Annotated in this window: 18 protein-coding genes; 10 read left to right on the plus strand and 8 right to left on the minus strand. The window is 65.6% G+C overall.

Features of this window, described 5'->3' with window-relative positions:
• Nucleotides 1–382: 382 nt before the first annotated feature.
• Complete coding sequence (locus QTI45_RS35095) at nucleotides 383–562, minus strand: hypothetical protein (RefSeq protein WP_286373829.1); 180 nt, start codon at nucleotides 560–562, stop codon at nucleotides 383–385.
• 398 nt (nucleotides 563–960) lie between these two features.
• Here QTI45_RS35095 and QTI45_RS35100 point away from each other — a divergent pair, with 398 nt between their 5' ends.
• Both QTI45_RS35100 and QTI45_RS35105 read left to right on the plus strand, forming a co-directional pair.
• Nucleotides 961–1,974 (plus strand): patatin-like phospholipase family protein, encoded by a 1,014-nt coding sequence (locus tag QTI45_RS35100; protein ID WP_286657648.1) that lies wholly within the window; start codon nucleotides 961–963, stop codon nucleotides 1,972–1,974.
• Nucleotides 1,971–2,153 carry a hypothetical protein gene (locus QTI45_RS35105; RefSeq protein WP_286657649.1) on the plus strand — a complete coding sequence of 61 codons (183 nt, stop codon included), beginning with the start codon at nucleotides 1,971–1,973 and terminating at the stop codon, nucleotides 2,151–2,153. Before QTI45_RS35100 ends, QTI45_RS35105 begins: the two co-directional genes overlap by 4 nt.
• 370 nt (nucleotides 2,154–2,523) lie before the next feature.
• Here the strand turns inward: QTI45_RS35105 and QTI45_RS35110 are convergent, their stop codons facing one another.
• The 3 genes from QTI45_RS35110 to QTI45_RS35120 form a co-directional block, all read right to left on the minus strand.
• Nucleotides 2,524–3,021 (minus strand): hemerythrin domain-containing protein, encoded by a 498-nt coding sequence (locus QTI45_RS35110; RefSeq protein WP_286373854.1) that lies wholly within the window; start codon nucleotides 3,019–3,021, stop codon nucleotides 2,524–2,526.
• 534 nt (nucleotides 3,022–3,555) lie between these two features.
• Entirely contained in the window at nucleotides 3,556–4,677 is a 1,122-nt protein-coding gene (locus tag QTI45_RS35115) for a YihY/virulence factor BrkB family protein (protein ID WP_286657650.1), read from the minus strand.
• Nucleotides 4,674–5,012 carry a hypothetical protein gene (locus QTI45_RS35120; RefSeq protein WP_286657651.1) on the minus strand — a complete coding sequence of 113 codons (339 nt, stop codon included), beginning with the start codon at nucleotides 5,010–5,012 and terminating at the stop codon, nucleotides 4,674–4,676. The genes QTI45_RS35115 and QTI45_RS35120 overlap by 4 nt, the downstream gene beginning before the upstream one ends.
• 433 nt (nucleotides 5,013–5,445) lie before the next feature.
• On the opposite strand from QTI45_RS35120, the gene QTI45_RS35125 reads away from it, so the two are divergent.
• Nucleotides 5,446–7,368: a hybrid sensor histidine kinase/response regulator gene (locus QTI45_RS35125; protein WP_444813346.1), complete on the plus strand. Its 1,923-nt coding sequence runs from the start codon at nucleotides 5,446–5,448 to the stop codon at nucleotides 7,366–7,368.
• A 700-nt stretch (nucleotides 7,369–8,068) separates the two neighbouring features.
• On the opposite strand, the gene QTI45_RS35480 is transcribed toward QTI45_RS35125, so the two are convergent.
• Together QTI45_RS35480 and QTI45_RS35485 are read right to left on the minus strand one after the other, a co-directional pair.
• Nucleotides 8,069–8,596 (minus strand): mechanosensitive ion channel family protein, encoded by a 528-nt coding sequence (locus QTI45_RS35480; protein ID WP_353621387.1) that lies wholly within the window; start codon nucleotides 8,594–8,596, stop codon nucleotides 8,069–8,071.
• Nucleotides 8,578–9,234 (minus strand): mechanosensitive ion channel family protein, encoded by a 657-nt coding sequence (locus QTI45_RS35485; RefSeq protein ID WP_353621388.1) that lies wholly within the window; start codon nucleotides 9,232–9,234, stop codon nucleotides 8,578–8,580. The genes QTI45_RS35480 and QTI45_RS35485 overlap by 19 nt, the downstream gene beginning before the upstream one ends.
• A 744-nt stretch (nucleotides 9,235–9,978) precedes the next feature.
• On the opposite strand from QTI45_RS35485, the gene QTI45_RS35135 reads away from it, so the two are divergent.
• From QTI45_RS35135 to QTI45_RS35155, 5 genes are all read left to right on the plus strand, one after another.
• Entirely contained in the window at nucleotides 9,979–12,114 is a 2,136-nt protein-coding gene (locus QTI45_RS35135) for a hybrid sensor histidine kinase/response regulator (protein WP_286373822.1), read from the plus strand.
• A 183-nt stretch (nucleotides 12,115–12,297) separates the two neighbouring features.
• Nucleotides 12,298–12,819: a (2Fe-2S)-binding protein gene (locus tag QTI45_RS35140; protein WP_286657653.1), complete on the plus strand. Its 522-nt coding sequence runs from the start codon at nucleotides 12,298–12,300 to the stop codon at nucleotides 12,817–12,819.
• Nucleotides 12,816–13,832 carry an FAD binding domain-containing protein gene (locus tag QTI45_RS35145; RefSeq protein WP_286373820.1) on the plus strand — a complete coding sequence of 339 codons (1,017 nt, stop codon included), beginning with the start codon at nucleotides 12,816–12,818 and terminating at the stop codon, nucleotides 13,830–13,832. Before QTI45_RS35140 ends, QTI45_RS35145 begins: the two co-directional genes overlap by 4 nt.
• Nucleotide 13,833: 1 nt before the next feature.
• Nucleotides 13,834–16,080 carry a xanthine dehydrogenase family protein molybdopterin-binding subunit gene (locus tag QTI45_RS35150; protein ID WP_286657654.1) on the plus strand — a complete coding sequence of 749 codons (2,247 nt, stop codon included), beginning with the start codon at nucleotides 13,834–13,836 and terminating at the stop codon, nucleotides 16,078–16,080.
• A 14-nt stretch (nucleotides 16,081–16,094) separates the two neighbouring features.
• Nucleotides 16,095–17,279: a catalase family protein gene (locus tag QTI45_RS35155; protein WP_286373818.1), complete on the plus strand. Its 1,185-nt coding sequence runs from the start codon at nucleotides 16,095–16,097 to the stop codon at nucleotides 17,277–17,279.
• A 621-nt stretch (nucleotides 17,280–17,900) separates the two neighbouring features.
• Here the strand turns inward: QTI45_RS35155 and QTI45_RS35160 are convergent.
• Complete coding sequence (locus QTI45_RS35160; RefSeq protein ID WP_286657655.1) at nucleotides 17,901–18,143, minus strand: hypothetical protein; 243 nt, start codon at nucleotides 18,141–18,143, stop codon at nucleotides 17,901–17,903.
• Nucleotides 18,144–18,358: 215 nt separating this feature from the next.
• Here QTI45_RS35160 and QTI45_RS35165 point away from each other — a divergent pair, with 215 nt between their 5' ends.
• Nucleotides 18,359–18,790: a hypothetical protein gene (locus tag QTI45_RS35165; RefSeq protein WP_286657656.1), complete on the plus strand. Its 432-nt coding sequence runs from the start codon at nucleotides 18,359–18,361 to the stop codon at nucleotides 18,788–18,790.
• Nucleotides 18,791–20,253: 1,463 nt separating this feature from the next.
• Nucleotides 20,254–21,237: a helix-turn-helix transcriptional regulator gene (locus QTI45_RS35170; RefSeq protein ID WP_286657657.1), complete on the plus strand. Its 984-nt coding sequence runs from the start codon at nucleotides 20,254–20,256 to the stop codon at nucleotides 21,235–21,237.
• 66 nt (nucleotides 21,238–21,303) lie between these two features.
• Here the strand turns inward: QTI45_RS35170 and QTI45_RS35175 are convergent, their stop codons facing one another.
• Nucleotides 21,304–23,955, minus strand: coding sequence for an excinuclease ABC subunit UvrA (locus tag QTI45_RS35175; RefSeq protein WP_286657658.1), 2,652 nt, complete (start codon nucleotides 23,953–23,955; stop codon nucleotides 21,304–21,306).
• Between the last annotated feature and the right edge of the window lie 980 nt (nucleotides 23,956–24,935).

Here is a 24,935-nt window from a genome sequence, read left to right on the forward strand (position 1 = left end):
CACAGCAAGCCAACACTCCCGGCGAGACGGCACAGCCGTTTTGCCGGAGCTCGACGGATACCAACGACGGTCGTTCACCCCAAGGGGATTGCAACCGATTGGGAGTCCGAGCGCTGGACCGGAGAAGCCCGTGCCCTCTATGCGACAGTCTTGGCCGCAGCCGCCCCCAGGGTCCGCACGGGTGCCTAGTGCGGTGGAGAAGAAAATTGCGCGCTGCCATTCGTGGCCGCATGTGGCCTTCGATGCGTTTCGAAGAATCCCGGGAACCGCGCAACTTCCACGCGGACCGATTCACCGAGTTGCTGCGTCGCTCTGAATCTCGCAATGAGGCGCCTGCCTCCGCATAGAAATGAACCAAGCAAACGAAGCAAATGCTGAATTGCTAGGCAAAGTGGCGGACAAGTAAAACGCAAGCGCCTGCAACGAGAGCGAGCACCGCAAAATTGCGCTTCCATCCTGCGACGAATTTCTCTTGTTGGAGTTGCTGCCTTTCGGTGGCCAGTTGCTCGTGCCGACGGGCTGAGGACCATTGGCTTTCGTGGCCGTTGAAGCTCTGTTTCATGTCATACATCGTTACGTTCGAGCTTCAGTATAGGTAAAAGGTATTCAATTGTGTCTGTGGGTTGTGTCCTTGTCAGCGCGAAGGCGCTTTCTCACATCTTTAGCGGTTCGAGTCGTCCTGTCGTGATGGCGCCCGGCAAGCGTGCGGCGCGCCAAACGCGAGGGACGTGCAGCTCGACGCGACGCGGTCGCCCAACCCTCCTACCCGTTTCGTGCGGCTTCGAAGGCGCGCGCCAGCATGGAATCGGGATGTGATGCGACGCAGTCTTGACGGGTCTGTCGCAGACCTACAAGGGGAGGGCGTCGCGGCCTAGCTGTCGCGCCGTACACCGGTACTACAACGTGAGGCTTTCGGATCCCAGCACGCCCGCTGCCCGTTCGCCAAAAAGGTCATCGCCCATGTCTCCTTCTTCCCCGTCCGGTCGCACGGTCTTGAATCTCGCACTGCAGGGCGGCGGCGCCCACGGGGCGTTTACTTGGGGCGTGCTCGATGCACTGCTCGATCGGCCCGACATCGAGATCGGCCGCGTGAGCGGCACGAGCGCAGGCGCGCTCAACGGCGCTGCGCTTGTCACCGGGCTGGTGAACGGAGGCCGCCAAGCCGCGAAGGACAACCTCGAACGCCTCTGGCGCAAGGTGGCCGAGGTGGGCGCGCCAATGACCTTCCTGATGCTGCCCTTACGCAAGCCCGGCCTGGGTATCTGGGACGACGCCCTGCCGCTATTGTCGCCTTACCAGACCAACCCGGTCGCACTCGCGCCGCTGCGGCACGTCCTTGGCACGGTCGTGGACCTGGAGGCATTGCGCACCCGCTCCGACCATCCACTTTTCGTCAACGCGGTCAACGTCCACTCGGGCTTGTCGCGCGTGTTCGGACCCCAGGACATGTCGATGGACGCGATCCTGGCCTCGGCCTGTGCCCCGTTGATGTTCCAGGCTGTGCAGATCGACGGCGAGTCCTACTGGGATGGAAGCTACGCGGGGAACCCCATGCTGTGGCCGTTGTACCGCGAGGCGCTCGACACCGACATCTTCATGGTCGAACTTACACCGCTGCACCGGGCAGAGACGCCGACCACGGCCAAGAACATCCTGAATCGCATCAACGAGGTCGCGTCGATCAACGGGCTGCTCGCCGAGCTCCGTGCCCTGGACACGCTCAACCGCACGGTAGCGGAGGCCGACATTCGCCTGCACGTGCTGAGCCTGCCGGACGCGGGCAGCGCCCTCGAGGTCGAGCCGTCGATCAAGCGCGCGGTCGGACCGGCGCTGTTCGAATCGTTGCGGCGCACCGGGCGAGCCGCCTGCGAGATCTGGCTCGAGGAGCACCATGGGCAGCTCGGCCGGCGCGCCACCGTCAACATCGAGCGCCGCTACTTGGCGCCGTACGCGCAACCCGGAGTAGCGGCGTGAAAAAAAGGGAAAGCGAGTCGGTGCAACTACGCCTGGCGACCGTCTTGCCGCCCGGGCTCCAACGTCGCGGCACGCGCAACGTCGACGGCGCTCAGTCGCCGTCCGACCGCCAACCGCTTTTGCTCGACTACAAACTCTGGATGGCGTGGACGGCGAAGGTGCTCTCCCGGCATCGATGACTTGTCCGATGCACGACAGGGGAACTATGGGTTTCCACTCAGAGGACGAGCGGACCCCGACAGCTGAACGGTGATCGAGTTCGCAAGTTTGTGATCGTACAGTTCGGCGTCGTGTGCCCCTCGCACATGCAACGTCGGCCCCCACTGAACAAGAGGCCGCGCCCGTGAGGTTCCGCTTGCCTGCAGCCAATGCTGTCCGCGCCCTGTCGGCTGTTCGTAGGCCCGCCCCGGGGTGGTCTGCGCAAACTCACAGCTAAGCGCGCGTGTGTGTTCACAACGGTTCGCCGAGAGACGTCGTCGTAGGCGACGATGCGCCCCGCGAGCCCAGGGCGGAGGGACGTCACCGCCACGTCCTTACTCGCGAACGTCGCTATGAAGCTGCCGCCCCCGCCACCTCTGCCATCAGTTCTTCCTTGCGGGTTTCAAGCTGCTCGCGCATGCCCACGAGATCGAGTCCGCGTGCCGCGCGTGCCTTGACGAACATCTCGTTGCGCTCTTCTTTCACGTGGTGGTCGATGTACTCTCCCAGCACGATCACCTTGGCGTCGAACTTGTCGTCCACATCGCTCGCTTCCTGAATCTGGGCGATCAGGTCCTTGGCACTGGCGTGCTCGACCTCGGCTTCGTCCAGCAAGTCGGTGTCCTTGATCGCCTGGCGCAGGGCCGGGTAAAAGATCTCTTCCTCGATCTGCGCGTGGATCGTCAGTTCCATGCAGATCTCGTTCGCGAGGTCGCGCTTCTTCTGGGAAGCGCTGGCGGCCCGGGAGCTTGTGAGCTCCTCATAGGCCTTGAACATTTTCTTGACGTTGCGATGGTCGGCGTCCAGGAGACTGCAGGCATCGGGTTCGGCGCGTTTGGTTGTGGCCATCGTGGGCTCCAGTGAGGTTCGTGGGAAAGCAAGATTGACCTTCGGGACTCCGGTAGCACGTAGGATGAAGCCGCCCAGACACAAAGGCAAAGCATGACGCGCACAGCTTTCGTGAGTTCTCGAACTCTGAGCGCGCACGAGTCGCCGCTGACCTGCGAGGGCGCCGACCTGCCGGTTGCATGCGCAGCGCCGGGTCTGGGCAGACATGTCGAAGGTTGACGCTCTTCGTGGATCGCGGGGCTCGAATCTTCACGGGACTGATGCACAACGGCCGACAAGCTTGAGAAGGCGCGCCACCGAAGGCAGGCGGGCTTCACGGTTCTGTACACGGGTGGCTCGCTGCCAGCCGCAAGTTGCGCGCCTTCAAGGTCCGACTTGTCGAACATGCGGGGCCAGGGCTGGCACCCATCGCGCCCATGCACCGAAGGCCAGGGCACCGCTCCGATGGGAGTCGGCGTGGGCGGCGCATTGATCCCTGGCCGACAGCGCACGCCTTCCCTGGCCGCGCGTTCGGCGGCGACTTGGTTCGGACAATCAAGTCCGCTTCTTCTTCCTCACCAGACGCGTGCGACGCTCGATCAGTAGGTTGCCGATCGCCAACGCGGCCAGCAACGCAACCCGTCGCACCAGCGTTCTGAAGGCATACGAAACGCGTCGGTCGATCTCTCTCTGGGTTTCGGCGGTTCGCGCGATGGCTGAATAGTCAGGCACATCCTGAGCGCCGAGAGGCACGCCCGAACGTGTCCCTTGGGGAGGCTCGCCTCCCGAGCGCTCCGACGAGACGGGCTTCCCTTCGCGCGCGGAAGCCGGCGCCAAGGAGCCGTGCTCGTCCGCATAGACTTTGGTGAACTCCGCACCTAGCAGAAAGATTTGCGCGGCGTAGTAGACCCAGGCCACCAGGACGACAAGCGAGCCCGCGGCGGCAAAGGATTCGGTGACGCCGCTCTTTCCCAGGTACAGTCCGATGAGCAACTTGCCCACCTCGAAAAGCACGGCGGTCACCGCCGCGCCGATCCACACGTCCCGCCACGCAATCGGGGTCGAGGGCATGAGCTTGAAGATCATCGCGAACAGCAGGGTCAGAATTGCGAAGGAGATGAGGATGTTCACCCCTTGGAGCAGCACCTCCCACCCCGGCAACAGTCCACCGAACCAGCCGTCAAAGGCCGACAGTCCCGCGCTCACCAACAGCGAGACCATCAGCAGGAAGGCGAGCCCGAGGATCAGCCCGAAAGAAAGCACACGCGCACGCACCACGGCCCAAATGCCAGACGGCTTCTCTTTCTCCGGCACCTGCCAGATGCGATCCAATGCACTCTGCAGCTCGGCGAACACCGTGGTGGCACCGAGAAGGAGCACGCCAAAGCTGATGATGCCGGCGATCAGTCCCTTGTCCGTGTCGGATGCTGCGCGCAACATGGCCTGCACGGCACTGGCACCCTCATCGCCCACCAAGCCGCCGATCTGACCCACGATCTGGTCTTGGACCGCATCGCGCCCAAACACCGCACCGGCGACCGCAATCACGATCACCAGCAAAGGCGCCAGCGAGAAGATCGTGTAGTACGAGATCGCGGCACCCATACTGGGCGCATAGTCGTCGACCCAGGTCATGACGGCCTTGCGGCAGAGTTCGAACAGGTGTTTCGGGGTCATGGCTGCTGGCCTCCTTGGAGCCGGGTTGGGGGGTCGGCCTGCCTGGCGCACGGGACCCGACACTTGACGCTGAACCGCGCCGCAGTCCGTCTCGGCGCCCGCGCTGCGTTGCTGAAATAGACGTCCTTGATGCGGATGGTCGGCGTCACCCCGAGCATCACGTGCAGGTCGGACATCCGGAGCTCACGTTCGGTCTTGCTGGAGATGTAGCGCTCAATCGGCGGCCGCGCCCAGTTCCAGTCAAACGGAAGCACGAACGCGATCAGCACGACCAATGCCGCCAACGCCGTCCAGATCGGTTGGCGCCGAACCGGGCCGTGAGCCTGTGAGGCCATGGAAACCTTCAAAGAATGAATGCAAGCGTCGAACGGCGGGCGATGACTGTGGAGGGATCCTCGCGTTTCCAGCAAGTCGACATGTCAGACAGCGCGCTGTCCTCGGGAGGCGGTTCCCTTACTCACCCGCGTCTGCCTCTGCGCCGCATCCTGACCCCGAAGAGGGGCACGTTGCCAACGTCCCCTTCCCCTGCTCGTCGAGATCGATTCCTCCGCCGGGGCGGGGCGCAGGATCCAACCTCGGTATGTAGGGGAGGCGGCGCGTGCGCGAGGTCGATAGCACATTCAAAGACTGCAGCCGTCGTGGCTGCGAACTCGTCGAGTCGTTCGATGGGAAAGGCGGCCGGTGTTAGCCGCAAAGGGCACGACGGGACCACGTCCGACGCGTTCGATCGAAGGAATCGGCTACGCTGCGCAGGCCTCACGTACCCCCATGCCGAACAGATTCAACGAGCCACCCGTGCCCAGCCCGGCCACCCCACCGCCGGACCGCTGGGCCGTGTCCGACGCGGACTATCGCGCTATGGTCGACGCCGTGCTCGACTACGCGATCTTCTTCCTGGACCCGACGGGACACATCCTGACCTGGAACGCTGGCGCAGCGAGGATGAAGAAATACACCGCTTCGGAGATTATGGGACGCCACTTCTCCCTGTTCTATCCCCAAGAACTGCTGGACAAGGGCTGGCCTGCCCATGAACTCAAGACCACCGCCGCGGAGGGCAGATTCGAGGACGAAGGCTGGCGACTGCGAAAAGATGGCACGCGTTTCTGGGCCAGCATCGTCCTGACTCGCCTCAACCATCCCGACGGGTCATTGAAGGGTTTCCTGAAGATCACCCGGGATCTGAGCGAGCGGCAACGGCATGAAGAGCGACTGCGAGCGAGCGAAGAGCGCTTCCGACTCATCGTGGATGGAGTCAAGGACTACGCCATCTTCATGCTGGACCCGGCGGGCTACGTGGTGAGTTGGAACACCGGCGCGCGCGCGACCAAGGGATACCAAGCGGCGGAGATCATTGGCAAGCATTTCTCCGTTTTTTATCCACCAGAGGTGGTCGCCACCGGGTTTCCAGATCGAGAACTGAAGTCGGCTCTGGAGGCCGGACGCTTCGAAGACGAAGGCTGGCGTGTGCGCAAAGACGGCACACGCTTCTGGGCCAGCGTCGTCCTGAGCCCGCTGTTCGACAAGACCGGCCAGCATCGCGGTTTCGCCAAGGTGACGCGAGACCTCACCGACCGCCGTCGGATCGCCGCTCTGGAAGACGAGGGCCGGCGGATCTCGACCTTCCTGGCTATGCTGGGACACGAGTTGCGAAACCCGCTCGCACCCATCGCCAACGTGGTGGCGATACTGCAACGTCAGTCCGACCCTCAGGTCAAACGGTTGATCGGCGTGGCGTCGCGACAGGTCAGGCAGATCACGCGCCTCGTCGACGATCTCCTCGACGTCGGACGCATCGCCAATGGCAAGATCCATCTGGAGCTGAAGCCGCTCCGGCTCGCCATCGCCGTGAGGGAGGCCATTGAAGCGACGAGGCCCATTGTGGCAGTCAAGCAGCACGTGCTCGATGTCGAACTCGGGGATGAGCTGCTGTGGGTCAGCGGAGACCACAGCCGCTTGGTGCAGGTCGTTTCCAACCTGCTTCACAACGCCGCGAAGTTCACACCCAGGGGCGGGCGCATCAAGGTTCGGCTCGAGGCGGGGCCTCTGGGCGCGAGCATCAGCGTGTCCGACAGCGGGCCTGGCATCTCGTCGACGCATCTGCCAGAGATCTTCAATCTGTTCGCTCAAGGCGACCAGGACATCGCCAGGACGCAAGGCGGCTTGGGCCTTGGCCTGACCCTGGTGCAAAGCATCGCCGTGCTTCACGGCGGCGAGGTGAGTGCCTTCAGCAAAGGCGTTCCGGGGGAAGGGGCTGAGTTCATCGTCAGTCTGCCCACCATCACTGCGCCGCTCGAGGTTCCCCGTGAGACGGGTCCCCAGGCCGGCAGGCGCATCCTCGTTGTCGACGACAACCGGGACGCCGCCGAGACCCTGTCGCTGATGGTGGAGGCGTTGGGCTACTACCCGACCGCCGTGTTTGACGGGGAAGCCGCGCTCCATGCTATCAAGTGCGCAAGGCCGGATGTCGTGTTGATGGATATCGGGCTGCCCGGGCTGAGCGGTTGGGAAGTCGCCCAGAAGGTCCGCAGCGAAATCGCAGATCCTCCGCCCTTGATCGCCGTCACGGGGTATGGCCAACCGTCCGATCGCGCGAAAAGCCTGGAGCTGGGTTTCCAGGACCATTTCACCAAGCCCATCGAGATCGAACAGCTCACCGTCACCTTAAGCCGCCTGCTTGGGCTGGCCTGACCGGGCATCGACTTTTCCGAGATGCGGCGAGATCCTTTGCATGCAAACGTTGGCAACGCTGAAGTCGACAAGCGGTCGCAGCGATGGCACGTCGTTTGCATGACCCAGCCAGCAGACGCTCATCGAGCGGCGCCTCCCGAATGGTGTCTCCTCCACCCGTGAGGGTGGTTGCTCCCGGGGCGCAAGCCTCGGGAGCCTTTTTCTCTACGGTCACGACGATGGAATCTAGCAGGGCCAATTGCGACTACGCCGCTGAACGGACAACCCCGCAGGGGGGGACGGCGCGGCCGCGCCGTGACCTTCACACTGCCGACCTCCTCGCCCGTTGCCGCGACCGGGCCGAGCTCCGTCCGAAGCGATTGATCAAGGGCTTCCCCATAGTGACGTGCCCCGCGGGCGACCGCTCAACAGATCTTTGATTTGTCCGCAGGATCTGCGCCGACCGATGGTCGCCGTCAGGTCTGGTTCAGCCCCTGACGGCGAGTTGCGGTTCTGATCGCGCTGCCTTTCGGCCTCTCCCGGCTGCGTCGTTCTGAACGGGCACCGAGCTTGCTCTGCTGCCATCGCCGTCCAGATCGCCTTCGGTGTCTTCCTTCGCGCGCCGGCTGTGCGGCCAAACGCGACCAGTCTGCACATCCGTTGCAACCACGCCCTCACCGTGGACGCTCGCAGCGAGGAAGCCAGCGCTTGGCACATGAAACTAAGACGCATCGTCAGCGCCGCGTCCCGCGCTCGCTGGCCGTCCTCGATGCGCCGACCCGGAAGACCGTTGGGTAACGGCCCCCTCAGCAGGCTCCCGTACGTCGCGATCATCGCGGGAGACAAGCACCTTGCGCCCCGGAATGGCGAACTCCACACCCAGGGCCGCGAATTCGCGCAAGAGCTGGAGGTAGAGCCGTTGTTGCTCATCCATGTAAAGTCCGTAGTTCGGGTCGGTGACGAAGTAGACCACTTCGAAATCGAGCGAGTTCGTACCCAGCGACTGGAAATGGACACGGTCCAGGCGCAGCGCGGGCCGCGATTCGATCAGTCGGCGCACGATGCCCGGGACGGCTTCCAGCTGCTCGGGGGTGGTGTCGTAGCTGACGCCGAACTTGAAGGCGATGCGCCGCTCGCCCATCCGCCGGTAGTTTCGAACGACCTGCTTCAACAGATCGGCGTTGCTGATGACGATCTCCTCGCCGCTCGTGCTGCGCACCCGGGTGGTTTTCAGACCGATGTGCTGCACCGTGCCGAAAGGTCGCCGAATCCGATCGCATCGCCGACCTCGAAGGGCTTGTCCACCGCGATCGACAGCGACGCGAACAGGTCGCCGAGGATGTTCTGCACGGCCAGGGCGATGGCGATGCTGCCGACGCCCAAACTCGCCACGAAGGCCGTGACGTTGACGCCGAGGTTCGAAAGAATCGCGAGTGCCACCACCGCCCACACGGCTGTTCGCAGCGTCCAAGACATGAGCGTTGCCGAAGCGCTGACTTGGGTCATGCCGGCGGAAGTGTGGCGCTCTTCGTAGCGGCGCAGGCCGATCGCAAAGGCCCGGTTCAGCCATAACCCGAGTTGCAGGGCGAGCGCGACGAACCAGAGCTGACCAACCCGAGCGTTCCAGCGATCGGAGAGATCGAGCATGCCCAGACCGATCAGCAAGGCGGCCAGCACCAGGAATGCGCGGTTGGTGCTGCTCAGCACGTCGATGGCGAGGTCGTCTACGCGATTCTCGCTGCGCTCGGCCAGCGACCGCATGCGGCTCAGTGCAAGGCGCAGGAGCAGGCTCATGGCCAGGAAGGCGAGCACGGCGGTAGCGAGCGCGAGGGTCAAGTCCGAAAGAGGAAGCCCAAAGAGCGTGGAGTCGTCGAAAAAGTCGAACACTGTGGAACACCCAAATGTTGTCGATGGCAGAGGCAGACCGGTATACCTGGCGGTCGTGAGGCGTGCGTAGGCGACGTCCTAACGATCCTGTGGGGCGCGCATCCTCGTGCAGGCCGATGGGACGCCAGGGGCCTGCTACGACGGGGACGCGCGGGCCCAGCCACCTGGGCCCTGCCTTCCCGGCGAGCGGCTTCGAGGTGTCGTAGGCGCAGCCTTCCGGGAAGCCGAGCCCTTCACGGGACCGCAACAGGAGGCGCATACATGCTGCACTGAAAGTTCACGAGCTACTTTCAGAAAACTCACAAGACCCGATCCTTGTCCAGGAGCGCGCTGCTCGCGCTGAGCATCGCCAACACGCTCGCATTGGGTGCCTGAGTAACCCCATCGTCGGTGACCACGGCGAACAACGAACCGGATTCGATGATCGTGCTGGTTCCAGTTGCTGTGCCGCGCCGTTGTGCATGCTGGGCACCTGGGCCGGCCCCACCAGCGTCAGCCTGTCGCCTTCGAAGTTGCGCTGTGAAGACCGGGGCGAGCAAGCTCAGCTGCAACTGACCACGCCGGGCGCAGGTCGCCGGCGTCGCATCGCAGGCGAGCGCCAGCCTTCGACGCGTGCGTCCAACACCCGCCCCGCCGGCTGTCGAGTGGTCATTCCGACCTACACCAGCCCGCACTGCCATCCTTGACAATCTGTAACCAAGGCTCCCTGACCGCCTTCCACAACGCCAACGCCAGTCCTTTACCGTGTCATCTCCCATCGATCCCCGAGCCCGCGTCGATGCCTTGCCGTCCCTGCCAGACCCCCAGGCGTTCCTGCGGCACGGCGGCGTGATGGGCGCGCGCATTGCCGAGCGCGACTGGTCCGCAACCTCGCTCGGCCCGGCCGCGGACTGGCCGGGCGCCATCAAGTCGGTGTTGGCCAGTTGGCTGGACTCTCCGCAGGCCATGTTCGTCGCCTGGGGACCCGATCTTCGCTTCTTCTTCAACGACACCTACCTTCCGTTTCTTGGCGCGCGCGGAGCCGACGTCGTCGGCCAACCGTTCCAGGAGGTCTGGCCGGACATCTGGAATGAGATCGAGCCGATCGCGCGTCAGGCGCTGGCGGGGCAGGGCCAGCGATTCGAAGAAATGCCGCTGTTGACGCAGCGCAACGGCTATCCCGAAGAGACCTGGTGGACCTTCACCTACATGCCGTTGCGCGACGAGCGTGGGCGGGTCCTCGGCATGATGTGCACCGCGTCCGATGCCACGGCCTCGGTCCTCGCGGCCCGCAAGGCGGAACAGCATCGCGCCCGGCAGAACAGCATGCTCCAGCAGATGCCGGGCTTCGTCGGCCTGCTCGAGGGCCCTCGGCATGTCTATGAGTATGTGAACGATGCCTACCGCGCCATCGCGGGCGAGCGCGACTACCTGGGACGATGCATCCGTGACGTCCTGCCCGAACTGGAGGGGCAGGGCTACTTCGAGCTGCTCGACCAGGTCTACGATTCGGGAACGTCGTTCATTTCCCATGCCATGCCGATCCGCTTTACCGGCGAGGACGACAATCGTCATATCGATCTGCTGTTCCACCCGCTTCGCAATGAGAGCGGCCAGGTGAGCGGCATCTTCGTGGGCGGCTACGACGTCTCGCGCCGCGTGACGGCCGAGCGCGCGTTGACCTCCCTGAACGAGTCACTCGAAAAGCGCGTGGACGAACGCACCGTGGAGTTGATGAGGACGCAGGAGGCCTTGAAGCATTCGCAGAAGCTCGAGGCCATCGGCAAGCTGACCGGTGGCGTGGCGCATGACTTCAACAACCTCCTGACCGTGATCGGCTCGTCGGTTGAGTTGCTGCGCCGGCCCCAACTGGCCGAGGACCGACGCAAGAAGTATGTTGAAACCATCGCCGAGACGGTGCGGCGTGCCGCGAAACTCACGAGCCAGCTGCTCTCGTTCGCCCGTCGCCAGGCGCTCAGACCCGAAGTGTTCGACGTGGGCCGGCAGGTCGAAGCCATCTCCGAACTGATCCGTCCCCTCACGGGCCCGGAGGTGGCGATCGAGATCGCGGCGTCCGAGGAGGCTTGGCTGGTCGAATGCGACGTCAACCAGTTCGAGACGGCCATCGTCAACCTGGCCGTCAATGCCCGCGACGCCATGCCCGCGGGCGGCCTTCTCACCATCGAGATGTCCTGCGCGGAGGGCATTCCGGCGGACGGCAGCCATGCTTTTCGCCCCGGCCCGTTCATTGCGGTTGCGATGCGCGACACCGGAACGGGAATTGCCCCAGAACACCTGGAACTGGTATTCGACCCGTTCTACACGACCAAGGAGGTCGGCAAAGGCACGGGCCTGGGCCTCAGCCAGGTTTTCGGCTTCACCCGGCAGTCGGGCGGCGACGTGCGCGTGACCAGCACGCCGGGGCAGGGCGCGACCTTCACGCTGTACCTGCCGCAGGCCGGCCCAGTGGGGGCGGGCGTGCCGACGGCCGCCCTGGGCGCCAGCGCCCTGTCTGACACACTCGCACTCACCATCCTTGTCGTGGAGGACAACACGTCCGTCGGTCGCATCTGCACCGAGGCGCTCAACGATCTCGGCCACACGACGCAGTGGGCCACCGACGCACAGCAAGCGCTGAGCATTCTCGAGCGCGGAGAGCTTCGTTTCGACCTGGTGTTCTCGGACGTAGTCATGCCGGGCATGAACGGCCTCGAGATGGCGCAACTCATCCGTTCGCGTCACCCCGGCCTGCCTGTGCTGTTGGCAAGCGGCTACAGCGACGTCATGGCCGACGTGGGGGTCCAGGGCTTCGAGTTGGTCCAGAAGCCTTACTCGGTCGACGCACTGGTGCGGTTGATGCGCAAGGCCCTGGAGCGGCCCGCCGCCTCGTCCATCCCCTGACAGTCGTGCGGCCGCGGAAACCGCGGCCGAGGGTGGGAGCGGTCCTACTGCGCGCGCGACTCTCCACCGACGCGGGCGCTACATTTTCGTCGCGATGCTGAACCGCACCGGGCGTTGTGCGTACCAGCAGCCTCCGGCCGCTGATCCTTTCCCACACGCTGCAGACAGACAAGAGGCCTCCCCATGGATATGCGCGCCAAAGCTCCGCCCGAACCCGTGAACACCCATTTTCCGATCACGCTGCGGGTCAACGGGTTCGCCCAGGCGCTTCGCGTCGAGCCCTGCGTCACCCTGCTGGATCTGCTGCGGGAGCAGTTGCATCTCACAGGCACCAAGAAAGGTTGCGACCACGGACAGTGCGGCGCGTGCACCGTGCTGCTGGATGGCCGGCGCGTCAACAGCTGCCTGCAGCTGGCGGTCAGCGTGGACGGGTCCGCCGTGCAGACGGTGGAAGGGCTGTGCGATGAGCACGATGCCGAAGCGCTCGACCCGCTCCAGCAGGCCTTCATGGACCACGATGCCTTCCAGTGCGGCTACTGCACCCCGGGCCAGATCTGTTCCGCGCGCGGCCTGCTCTCGGAGGGCCAGGCGAAGACCCGCGAGGAGGTTCGCGAGCTGATGAGCGGCAATCTCTGCCGTTGCGGCGCCTACACGAACATCACCGATGCCGTGATGTCGGTGCTGGGGCAAGAGGCGGCGAAATGAATCGGTTCGAGTACGCCCGGGCCAGCGATGCGTCCGAAGCCGTTCGATGGGCCGCCGCCAGCGGCACGCGCTTCCTCGCCGGAGGCACCAACCTCGTCGACCTGCTGAAAGAAAACGTCGAGAGACCTGTGAAGGTCATCGACATTCGCAGGCTCCCGCTGTCGGCGATCACGAACCTTGACGGCGGGGGACTGCGCATCGGTGCGCTGGCCACCAACGCCGAGACCGCCTATCACGCCGACGTCCGGGCACGCTATCCGCTGCTGTCCTCGGCCATCCTCGCCGGCGCCAGCGCGCAACTGCGCAATGCCGCCACCAACGGGGGCAACCTGAACCAGCGCACCCGGTGCTACTACTTCTACGACACTGCGGCCGGCTGCAACAAGCGAGAGCCCGGCAGCGGGTGCTCCGCGGTGGGGGGCGTCACACGCATTCACGCGATCCTCGGCGCGAGTGAGGCTTGCATCGCCACCCACCCCTCGGACATGTGCGTCGCGCTGGCGGCGCTGAACGCGACGGTCCGCGTGCAGGGCCCCGGCGGCGAGCGCCTGATCCCGTTCGCCGACTACCACCGCCTGCCCGGCAGCGACCCGGCGCGCGACAACACCCTCGCCGACGGCGACCTGGTCGTGTCGATCGACCTGCCAGCCGAGGATTTCACGGGCCACCACACCTACCTCAAGTTGCGGGACCGCCTGTCATATGCATTTGCACTGGTCTCGGTGGCGGCGGCGCTGCGAATCGATGGGTCGGGCCGCATCGAGGCGGGCCGCGTCGCGATGGGCGGCGTGGCCCACAAGCCGTGGCGGCTGCCCGAGGCCGAGGCGCTGCTGCAAGGCCAGACGCCGTCCCAGGCCTTGTTCCTGCGCGTCGCCGATCGGCTGCTCGCGGGTGCGCAGGGGCGCGGCGGCAACGACTTCAAGATCGAACTCGGTCGCCGCGCCATCGTCCGTGCCCTGCGGCAGGCCGCCGCCGGAACGCCCCAGTCCCAGTCCGACAAGCAGGTTGCGTGACATGATCCATCCCTCCTCGAGCGTCAAGATCGGCGACGCATTCAACCGCGTCGATGGCTTCGACAAGGTCACGGGACGCGCACGCTATGCGGCGGAGTTCGATGCGCCGGACCTCTTGCATGGCTGGGTCGTGTCGAGCGATATCGCCAAGGGGAAGATCGCCGCGATCGACGGGGCCGCCGCACGGGCGGTCGCCGGTGTCGTCGAAGTCATCACGCACCAGAACCGCCCGCATGTCGCCTGGCTGGACCGCAGTCATGCCGACGAGGTGTCCGTGCCCGGGTCGCCCTTTCGCGCCCTGTACGACGACGAGATTGCCTTCAGCGGCCAGCCGATCGCGCTGGTGGTCGCCACGACCCTGGAGGCCGCTCGGGAGGCCGCCGCTCTGGTGCACGTGGACTACATCGCGGCACCCCACAACACCGACATGCGCGTGGCCCTCGGCGAGAAGTTCAAGCCCCGGAAGAAGCGCAGCACCTTCGTCCCGCCCAAGGCCCGCGGCGATGCGAAGGCCGCGTTCGCTGCAGCACCCCTGAAACATTCGGCCAACTACACCTTGCCGATGCATTTCCACAACCCGATGGAGATGCACGCCACCACCGTGGTCTGGAAGGGCGACGGAACGATCGTCGTCCACGACAAGACACAAGGGGCGCAGAACGTGCAGCACTATCTGTGCTCGGTGTTCGGGTTCTCCGCCGCCGATGTCCGGGTCATGAACCCCTACGTGGGCGGCGCCTTCGGGTCGGGCTTGCGGCCGCAGTATCAGGTCTACCTGGCCACCCTCGCGGCGACGATGCTCGAACGCTCGGTCCGCGTCGTGCTGACGCGCCAGCAGATGTTCACCCATGTGCACCGCCCCCAGGCGGTTCAGTCGGTCCAGCTGGCCACGGACGCCTCGGGTCTGCTCCAAGCGATCGTCAATGACGCGACGACGTCCACCTCCCGCTTCGAGAACTACATGGAGGTCGTCTGCAACTGGGGATTGATGAACTACCGCTGTGGGAACGCCGCGGCCGCGTACACCCTGGCGCCCATGGACACCTACACGCCCGGCGACATGCGTGCCCCCGGTGCGGCCACCGGCATGACCCTGTTCGAAATCGCCATCGACGAGATGGCCTATCGCGCCGGCCTCGATCCGCTGGCCTTCCGGAGATTGAACTACTCCGACGTCGATGCGATGAATGACAAGCCCTTCACCTCGAAGTCGCTGCGCCAAGCCTATGACGAAGGCGCCGAACGTTTCGGATGGCACCGGAGATCGCATGCACCACGCTCGATGCGCGCGGGATGCGACCTGATCGGCTGGGGCATGGCGACCGGCATGTGGGACGCGCTCTTCATGAAGACCACCGCAAGCGCGCGCCTCCTGGCGAGCGGCGAGCTCGAGGTCGCGACGGCCGCGGCCGACATCGGAACCGGCACCTACACGGTGATGGCGCAGGTGGCTTCCGACACGCTCGGCCTGCCGCTGAGCCAGATCCGCGCCCGGCTCGGCGACAGCGCCCTGCCGGCATCGCCAGTCGAGGGCGGATCGTGGATGGCTGCATCAGCCGGCGCCGCCGTCCAGTTGGCCTGCCAGGCGATCGGCCAGCAGTTGCTCGCCGCTGCCGATCGCGTCGAGGGACGACCGCTCGGCCAGGTCAAACTCGAAGCGGTCGAATTCCACGATGGCCGGATGTCGGTACGCGGAAACCCCGCCCGGTCCGTCGCCATCCTCGACATCCTCGCGGCCTCAGGCCAGGAGGTGCTGGCGGCGCAGGCAACGGCCAAGCCTGGCGTGGGCGACCTGATCAGCATGAAGAGGAAGGCACGCAACACGCACAGCGCCATCTTTGCGGAGGTCCGCGTCGACGAGGAACTCGGAGTGGTCCGCGTCTCGCGCATCGTCTGCGCCGTCGCCGCGGGTCGGATCATCAATCCGAAGACCGCCCGCAGCCAGATCCTGGGCGGTGTCGTGATGGGCATCGGCATGGCGCTGCACGAAGAGGCGCTGACCGATCACCGGCTCGGGCGGGTCATGAACCACAGCTTCGCCGAGTACCACATCCCGGTCAACGCGGACATCGACACGATCGAGGTGATCTTCGTCGATGAACCGGACCCGGAGGTGACGCCGCTCGGCGTCAAGGGTCTCGGGGAGATCGGCATCGTGGGCACGGCGGCCGCGGTGGCCAATGCGATCTTCCACGCGACCGGCAAGCGCGTGCGCGCGCTGCCCGTGACCATCGACAAGCTCCTGTGAGCGAGAGAAACCCCATGAACACTGTCACGACGCCCACGCCGGTGCGCTATCACCCCGACGTGGAAACGCCTTCGGACGACGAGCCCGAAGTCTTCGCCGAGCTGCGGGAGACGTTGCTGGAGATGTCCCGGACGATGCTCGCGCACACCGGCCATGGCCTTCGCAGCGTGCACGCGAAAAGCTTCGCCCTGCTTCACGGCACCTTGGAAGTTCTTCCGGGCCTGCCGGCCACCCTGGCGCAGGGCCTGTTCGCGGCACCCGCTTGCTACGACCTGATTGCCCGGCTCTCCACGCCGCCGGCCGAGGAACTCGACGATCGCGTGTCGCTTCCGCGTGGCATCGCCTTGAAGATCATCGGGGTCGAGGGCGCCCGACTGGCCGGCACGGAGGATGACCGGACGCAGGACTTCCTGATGGTCGACGGGCCCGTGTTCAATGCTCCCGATACCAAGCATTTCCTGCGCAGCCTGAAGCAGCTTGCCGCCACCACCGACAAGGCGGAAGGCGGCAAGCGCGCGCTGTCGGTGATTCTGCGCGGCGCCGCCACCGCATTGGGTGCGGTCGGCATCGAAAGCCCCACGCTGGTGGCCCTGGGCGGGCACAAGCAGACGCACCCCCTGGGCGCGACCTTCTTCACGCAGGCGCCACAGCGCTACGGCGACTACATCGCCAAGCTGTGTCTGGTGCCCGTCTCTCCCTCGTTGACCTCGTTGAGGGACAAGCCGTTGTCCGACGACCTGGCCGATGATCCGGAAGGCCTGCGCCAGTCCTCGAACGACTTCTTTGCATCCGGGGCCGGCGAGTGGGAACTGCGCGTGCAATTGAACACCGACCTCGAGAGAATGCCGATCGAGGACGCGTCGGTCCCTTGGCCGGAGGACCTGAGTCCGTATGTCGCCGTCGCGCGCGTGCGCATCGGCAGTCAAACGGGCTGGAGCGAGGAGCGATCTAAGGCGGTCGACGACGGCTTGTCCTTCAATCCCTGGCATGGCCTCGATGCCCATCGCCCCTTGGGCGACGTCATGCGGGCGCGCAAGGCGGTCTACCCCGCGTCAGCGGCGTTCCGAAGCGCAGCCAATGGTTGCCCGCTGCATGAACCGGAGAGCGCTCAACAGGCATTCGGCTCGCAATCGGCCAGCGCCTCCCACGCCAGTGCCGACGCCGTCGCGCCGGTCAAGCCAAGTCGGGCGGTTCGTTGAGCCGTCCGCGCATGCGTGCGGCCATGCCAAGTTGCAGGGCAATCGGTATCCCGAAGTTCGATCAGCAGTCGTGTGATTGACCACCTCGCGCATCGTCGCCGTCAGGGTATCGTCCAATCCCGCGCCCGGGTCCCGTTCGCCTCAGCAACGCGATACTGCGCTTTCATGTCCCGACCAACGCCACGCTGTCCGTGATGCGGTCCCATGAGGCGGTCATTTGCACGTGTGGAGCGGAGCGCCGGACAGCGGTCCTCCTCTTCGCGCCGGGCGGGAGTCTCCAGCGCCGCTACACGCTATGAACACAAGGTCGGCAACAGGCGAGACGTCGTCGTGTCTACCGGCTTCTCGAAGGCGAAAAAGGGCGTTGGGGCAGCCACCGCCAAGTCCCCACGCCGGGACTTGACTACGGAGCCGTCAAGCCCGTTACCTCTGCGATCGATTCTTCCTTGCGCGCTTCAAGCCGCCCGTGCATGCCCACGAGGTCGAGACCCCGTGCCGGCGCGGGCCATGACGAAAATCTCGTTGCACGCTTCCTTCACGTGGTGGTCGATGTACTCCCCCGGCACGATGACTTGGTGTCGAATTTGTCGTCTACATCGGTCGCTTCCTGAATCTGGGCGATCAGATCCTTGGCACTGGCGTGCTCGACCTCGGCTTGGTCCACCAGTCGGAGTCCTTGATCGCCTGGCGCAGGGCCAAGCAAAAGATCTCCTCCTCGATCTGCGCGTGGACGGTCAAGACTATGCTGATCTCATGCGCGGTCGCGCTTCTCTGCGAGGCGCTGGCGGCCCGGGAGCTGATGAGCTCCTCGTCGGCCTTGAACAGTTTCCAGACACCGGTTTCGGCGCGCTTGGTTGTGGCCATCATGGGCTCCAGTGAGTTCGTGGGAGCGCAATTTGAAGCTGTGGGGACCGGCAGCGCGTTGGAACTGCCGCCCTCCCACTGCCGCAGAGTTTGACGCAGGCCGCTCTTCATTTCGGGCGTGACTTCGCTCAGCACGGCCCCGCCGATGCGTGATGACCCCGGGCGTGCCCCTTGTCCTACGCGGCGAGTGCCCGGCCGAGGGGGAGACTGGATCCATGAAGCCCTCTGTGCATGGCGCGCTTCGGATTCTCCAAGAGCTTGCCTACGCGCAACTGCTGAGTGAGCTTGACCGGTTCCAAAGGGATCGCCTCGGGAAACCCGCGGGCTTCGCGCTTCTGCTCAATGATCGGCTCGCCCGTTGCCAGAGGCAAGTCGCGCGTTTCCAGACGTCACTGTCGCACACGGAATTGAGCGAGCTCAGAGTGGCTCGAGCGGTCTACCTGCGCATGCTTCTCTCCAGTGCCTTTTCCAGACTGCGGGGATGGGAAACTCAGACGTGTCCCGCCAGCACCCCGATCTCTCATCTGCATGAGTGGCTCGCTCACGACCTCGAGCGGCTCGAACTGACCGAACTCGAAAGTGGGATGAGCTGCGATGAGCGGGACGCGTACCTGCGCGCAGTGCGACTTTCGGATGCCTGCGACTGACCATTCCGGAGCGCACCGCGTCGGACGTTTCGCGCCACAAGCTTGGGAGTCGGACGAGCGGAATTGACGACGCCCACCCCGGTGCTGGGTGAGGTCCTTGCGTGAGCATTTCTCCAGCGAAGGTTCCTTTGGCGCGCTCGCGGCAGCATTCGGAAAAAATAAAATCGACGACCGCCAGGCCGGTCACGGCGCGCCTGCGTTTCCACTGTCAACTAATGGGGGTCGATCATCAGATCCAGCCCCGGGGGAGATCGGTCCGCAGGAGGGGTGTCTCCGGCATGCGGCAAGGGAAGGCCCCGACTGGGACGACGCGGTCGCCAAAAAAACCCCTGTGCTTCTTCCGATCAGATAGGCATCTTCCCACGTCAATCGCCGCAATGCCGAACTTGACGGGGCTTTCTGACGCAGCAACGCTGAAGCGTCTAAGGAGATCCTGATGATCCAATCCGCTACCACCGCGACGCACCAGTCTGCGCAGCAAGCCCCCATGAGCCCCGGAGACGAAGCGCCCCCCGGAACGCGTGGCAGTGGCGAGGCAATTTGCCGAGTTTGTGGGGGGTCCGGGCGGGACCCTGAGCGGCGCCCATGCAACATCTGCGCCGGCACCGGCAAGGTGACAGTGGGCATCGGCGGCGCATAGCTTACGTTGGCTGCTCGCGACGCTTGGCCGTCGGCCCGTTCGCGTTTGTTGCCGACGGTCGGTGCGTTCGTCGCATGCCCTGCGCAATTCGAGGCGACACATCGCGAAGCCGCCTGCTTGGCCTTGGGGGCCATCATTGAGCTGGCCGTCAACGCCCGCCACACCTGCCCCGCGGCGGCCTCCCTCACCCTCGAGATGTCCCGCGCCGATGGGATGCCGGGGGACGGCAACCACGCTTTTCGCCCCGGCCGCTTCCTTGCCGGGTGCGATGCGCCACACCGGAACGGGGATCGCCGCAGAACAGCTGGAACTGGTGTTCGACCCGTTCTACACGACCAAGGAAGTCGGCAAAGGCACGGGTCTGGACCTTCGCCAAGTCTTCGGCTTCACCCGGCAGTTCGGGCAGCGACGTGTGCGTGGCCAGCCCCCCGGGACAGGGCTCGACTTTCACGCTGTATCTGCCGCAGGCCGGACCGGGGGGGCACCGACGCCCGCTCTCGGCGCCAGCGCTTCGCCTGACACGCTCGCCCTCACCAGTCGACGCGCCAGCGCGTCGCGTCGCAGCGCAATACCATGACCCCGAGCCCCTTGCATTGCCGAAGCGGCGCGGGAGCACGTCGCCTGTCGCAACCTGCATCGATGCCTGCGCAGGAATGATCCCGCTGCCCTCGCGGCCGGGCGCCCGCGGCCGAAGGTGCCAGAGAGTACGCAACCCCCGACGACGCATACAAGCCCACGGCGCGCTTCCATCATTCGAGCGCCATCAGGACGCTGGCAAGATGCGCGTCTTTCCCACGGAATACTCTTGCTTATCATCGGCCGGATGGCTTCCTCGCACCTGAGCGACTTCGGCGACCTGCTGCTGCGCCTCTACCGGCTATCGAAAGAGCAGCCCCTGCACCTGTTCCAGGACCAAGCCCTTGGCCTGGTCAAGGGCGTGGTGTCCTTCGAGTCGGCCATGTGGGGTACGGCCGCCACCGCGCCGCCCGGCGGCATCGATGTCCATACCCTGCACCTGCATGAGAAATCGCCGCAGATGATGATCGACTACGAGGACGTCAAGCACCTGGACACCGCAGCAGCGAGCCTGTTTGGCCTTGCGCGCGGCACTCGCGCCTTCAACACCGCGACCTGGTGGGGAGACCGCCGCGGATGGCAGTTCCGCGACTATGTCCAGGGCTACGAGCAGAACAACATGCTGATCACGATGGCCAACGACACCTCGGCCCAGTTCATGGAATGGATTTCGCTGTTCCGCGCCGATCCCGAACAGCACAACACGGAGGCCGAAACGAGACTGGTGCATTTGCTGTCGCCCCACCTGATGCAGGCATTGGGGTTGAACCGCGTGACGCAGTTGGAGCGTTCTGCGCCAGACTGGCGGCCCAAGCGCCGCGGCACGGCCATGGGCGACCTGATGGGCGTCCTGTACCACGTCGATCCGATCTTCGAGGCGCTGATGCGCAGCGAATGGAACGACTGGCCCGGCCGCGTCCTGCCGCGCGCGGTACTCGAACACTTCCTGCGTGGGCAGGGGCACTTCGTCGGCCGCACGCTGGTGGCGACGCACCATGTCGAGCACGGTCTGTTGTTTCTCAGGGCCCGGCCGCGGTACGGAGTGGACGGACTGAGCCCGCGCGAGCGCGTTGTCGCGCAGTTGTTGGCGAAGGGCAACACCCACAAGCAGATCGCACAGCAGCTAGGGCGTTCCCCGGCCACCGTGCGCAACCAGATCCGGTCGATCTACGAGAAACTGGGGGTGACCCACGTCGCCGGCCTGCTCAATGAATTGCGCCTGGCCCAGTGAGGCAGCCGATGTCCCGAGCCATGTCTCTCGCTCGCCCAGGCAGGTGGGCGTGCGCAAGCGATTCGATCAATCCGCCGGCGACCCGCCGCGGTCCAGCAAGGGCGCAAGGTAGGGCGCGGTGCGGCTCTCCACCGCCCTCGAGAGCTCGGCCGGCGTCCCAGCGGCCACGATGCGGCCGCCCTCGTTGCCGGCGCCAGGGCCCATGTCGATGACCCAGTCGCTCATGGCGACCACACGCATTTCGTGCTCAACCACCACCACGGTGTTGCCTGCGGCCACCAGGCCATCGAGTTGCGCCATCAGCTTGTCGACATCGGCTGGATGCAACCCCGTGGTCGGCTCGTCGAGTACATAGAGCGTGCAGCCGCGCTGCGCGCGCTGCAGTTCCGTCGCCAGCTTGATGCGCTGCGCCTCGCCGCCCGAGAGTTCCGTGGCGGGCTGCCCCAGTCGCAGATAGCCCAGGCCGATGTCCTGCAGCAGTTGCAGGGGCCGCTGCACGGCGCCTTCGTCGTTGAAGAACTCGAGGGCCTCGTCCACGGTCATCCCAAGCACCTCGGCAATGCTCTTCTCGCGCCAGGTCACCTGCAGCGTCTGCTCGTTGTAGCGCGCGCCATGGCAGGTGGGGCAGGGGGCGTAGACACTCGGCATGAACAGCAGCTCGACGCTCACGAAGCCCTCGCCTTCGCAGGTCTCGCATCGGCCCTTGGCCACGTTGAACGAGAAACGGCCGGCGTCGTAGTGCCGCGAGCGCGCCATTCGTGTCGCTGCGAACAGCCTCCGCACATGATCAAAGAAGCCCGTGTAGGTGGCCAGGTTGGATCGCGGCGTGCGGCCGATCGGCTTCTGGTCGACGCGAACCAATCGCCGGATCGCCTCCATGCCGCCGGCGATGTGGCCGGCCGTGATGCCGAGTGGCGTGGCTTCGAGTTCATCGCCTTCCTCCTCCGGCAACGCGGCTTCATGGCCCAGCTGCACCGAGACCAGCTCGACGAGCGCCTGGCTCACGAGGCTGGACTTGCCCGACCCGGACACGCCAGTGACCGCGGTGAATACGCCCAGCGGAATGTCGGCGCTCACGCGATGGAGGTTGTTGCGGGTGACACCTTCGAGCTTCAGCCACCCGGAAGGCGAACGCGGCGCCCTCGTTCGCGGTGACGGCTCGGCGAAGAGATAGTGGCCCGTCCGGGAGGCCACAACCCGGCGCAGCCCCTCGGGGGGGCCGCTGTAGAGAACCTGCCCACCGCGCTCGCCCGCGTCCGGGCCCACATCGACAATCCAGTCGGCCTGCCGCATGAGCTCGAGGTCATGCTCAACGATGAACAGCGAATTGCCGGAGCGCTTCAGTCGCTCGAGCGCCACGTGCAGCGCCTTGCCATCGGCCGGATGCAATCCCGCCGAGGGCTCGTCGAGAACGTACACCACGCCGAACAGATTCGAGCGGATCTGGGTCGCCAGCCTCAGCCGCTGCAGCTCGCCGGGCGAGAGCGTGGGCGTGCTGCGATCGAGCGACAGGTAGCCGAGGCCGATATCGTCGAGGGTCTTCAGGCGGTCGATCACATCGTGCGCAATGCGCTGGGCGGCGATGCGCTTTTCCTCCGAAAGGTTGCCGGTGCGGCGCACATCCCGCGCACCCTCGTGGGCGGAGCCGCCCGCCGCGACCCTGCGTGCGGTGTCCCTGCGTGCCGCCGCGCGGTCGAGCGGGGCTGCCTTTTCCTCGCGCGCAAAGCGCCCCTCGGCCGCGGGCGCCAGGACTTGCATCAACCGGGCCAGTGGCAGCTGCGAGAGTGCACTGATGTCCAGGCCGGCGAAAGTGACGCTGAGCGAAGCGGGCTTGAGGCGTTTGCCCTGGCATGACGGACAATCCTGACCCACCATGAAGCGCGAAACGCGCCTCTTCATGAGCGCGCTTTGCGTGGTCGCAAAGGTCTGCAGCACGTACTTGCGGGCGCCCGTGAAGGTTCCCTGGTAGCTGGGCTCCATCTTGCGACGCACCGCGGCCCGTGTCTCGGCCGGCGTAAAGCCCGCGTAGACCGGCACCGTGGGTTGCTCGTCGGTGAACAGGATCCACTGGCGGTCCTTGCGGGGCAGGTCGCGCCAGGGCGTGTCGATGTCGTAGCCCAGCGTCACGAGGATGTCGCGCAGGTTCTGTCCATGCCACGCAGGGGGCCAGGCCGCGATCGCCCGATCCCGAATGGACAGCGAGTCGTCGGGCACCATCGACTTCTCGCTCACTTCGTACACACGGCCGAGGCCATGGCAGTGGGGGCATGCCCCCTGCGGGGTGTTGGGCGAAAAATCCTCTGCGTACAGCATCGGCTGCCGCGGCGGGTAGCTGCCGGCGCGCGAATAGAGCATGCGCAGCAGGTCCGAGAGCGTTGTGACGCTGCCGACCGACGAGCGCGTGCTGGGCGCGCCGCGTTGCTGCTGCAACGCGACGGCCGGCGGCAGGCCCTCGATCGAATCGACCGCGGGCACCCCGACCTGATCGATCAGCCGGCGCGCATAGGGTGCCACCGATTCGAAGTAGCGGCGCTGCGCTTCCGCGTAGAGGGTGCCAAAGGCGAGCGACGACTTGCCCGACCCCGAGATGCCGCTGAACACGACCAGCGCATCGCGGGGAATGTCCACGTCGACGTTCTTCAGGTTGTGCTCACGCGCACCCCGCACCCGGACAAACTTCGCCTCGTCCCGTGCCTCGCGCTCAGGGGGCGGGTTCATCGGGTCATTGCCCGAAGGCCTTGGGGTCCGGCCTGCGCCAATAGGCTGACGGGATGCGGTCGATCAGGCACGGGGGCTCCTTTTGGTTCGAAAGGCTCGTGGGTTCGACGGCGCCACCCTGTCAGCCAATGTCCTTGCGGTGGGCAGGATGGCGCCTGCTGACGCCGCGCGGGCCAGAGCGGGCCCGATTCTTCGGGTGAGTGCGACTGCTCGCCGGAAGCGCGACGATTCATGGTCCGGTGACCTCCGACGTGCGTGTCGACCCAAAGCGGGCGCGTCATGACGGCTCGACCCGACAAGCCTCGCGCGACCGCGGAGAGACCGTGCGACCGGGGGTGCGACGCCTCGGCCTGCGTATGCGCCATGCCGCACATCAGAACAAGGGCGCGAGGCTTGGGCCCGCGATCAGGATGCGGGCGCAGTGGTAAGGGGGTGTCGCCGTCAGTCGTGTCTACTTGGCAGAGCGCCTGCCGCGCCCCGCGCGGTCGCCACCCATCGCCAGCCCCCGGCGCGTGACGAAGGCAGCTCGTTGGTGGAGCGCGCCTGTGGCCACGAGCTTCAGTCGAGACGACGCCTCGAGGGCTCTGATCCGGGTCCCGCGGGCGCGGAACATTCCCTACAGGGCCGTTCGATGCGGGCCTACCCGTGCCGTGAGAACGGACGCCTAGGGTCATTGGCGGAGCGCCATTGCTCCGATGACCTGTGAGGCATTCCATGGCAAACCAACCTGATCAAAGCGCACCCCGTCAACCGGGCAACCAACCCGGACAGCAACAACAGACCGACCCCGGCAGGTCACAGCCCGGGCAAGGGACCCCGAGCAACCCCGGGCAACAACAGCAAGACCCCGGGCAGCAAAAACCAGGGCAACAACCCGGGCAAGGCAACCCGCAACAACCGGATCAGAAGCGCTGAAAGCTAGGCAAGGCCCCTGAATTGAAGAAGTTGCCGCGCGTGGGTCAGTCAGGGCAGGCCCCTGC

This window comes from Variovorax saccharolyticus, assembly GCF_030316765.1.
Lineage (GTDB): Bacteria > Pseudomonadota > Gammaproteobacteria > Burkholderiales > Burkholderiaceae_C > Variovorax > Variovorax saccharolyticus.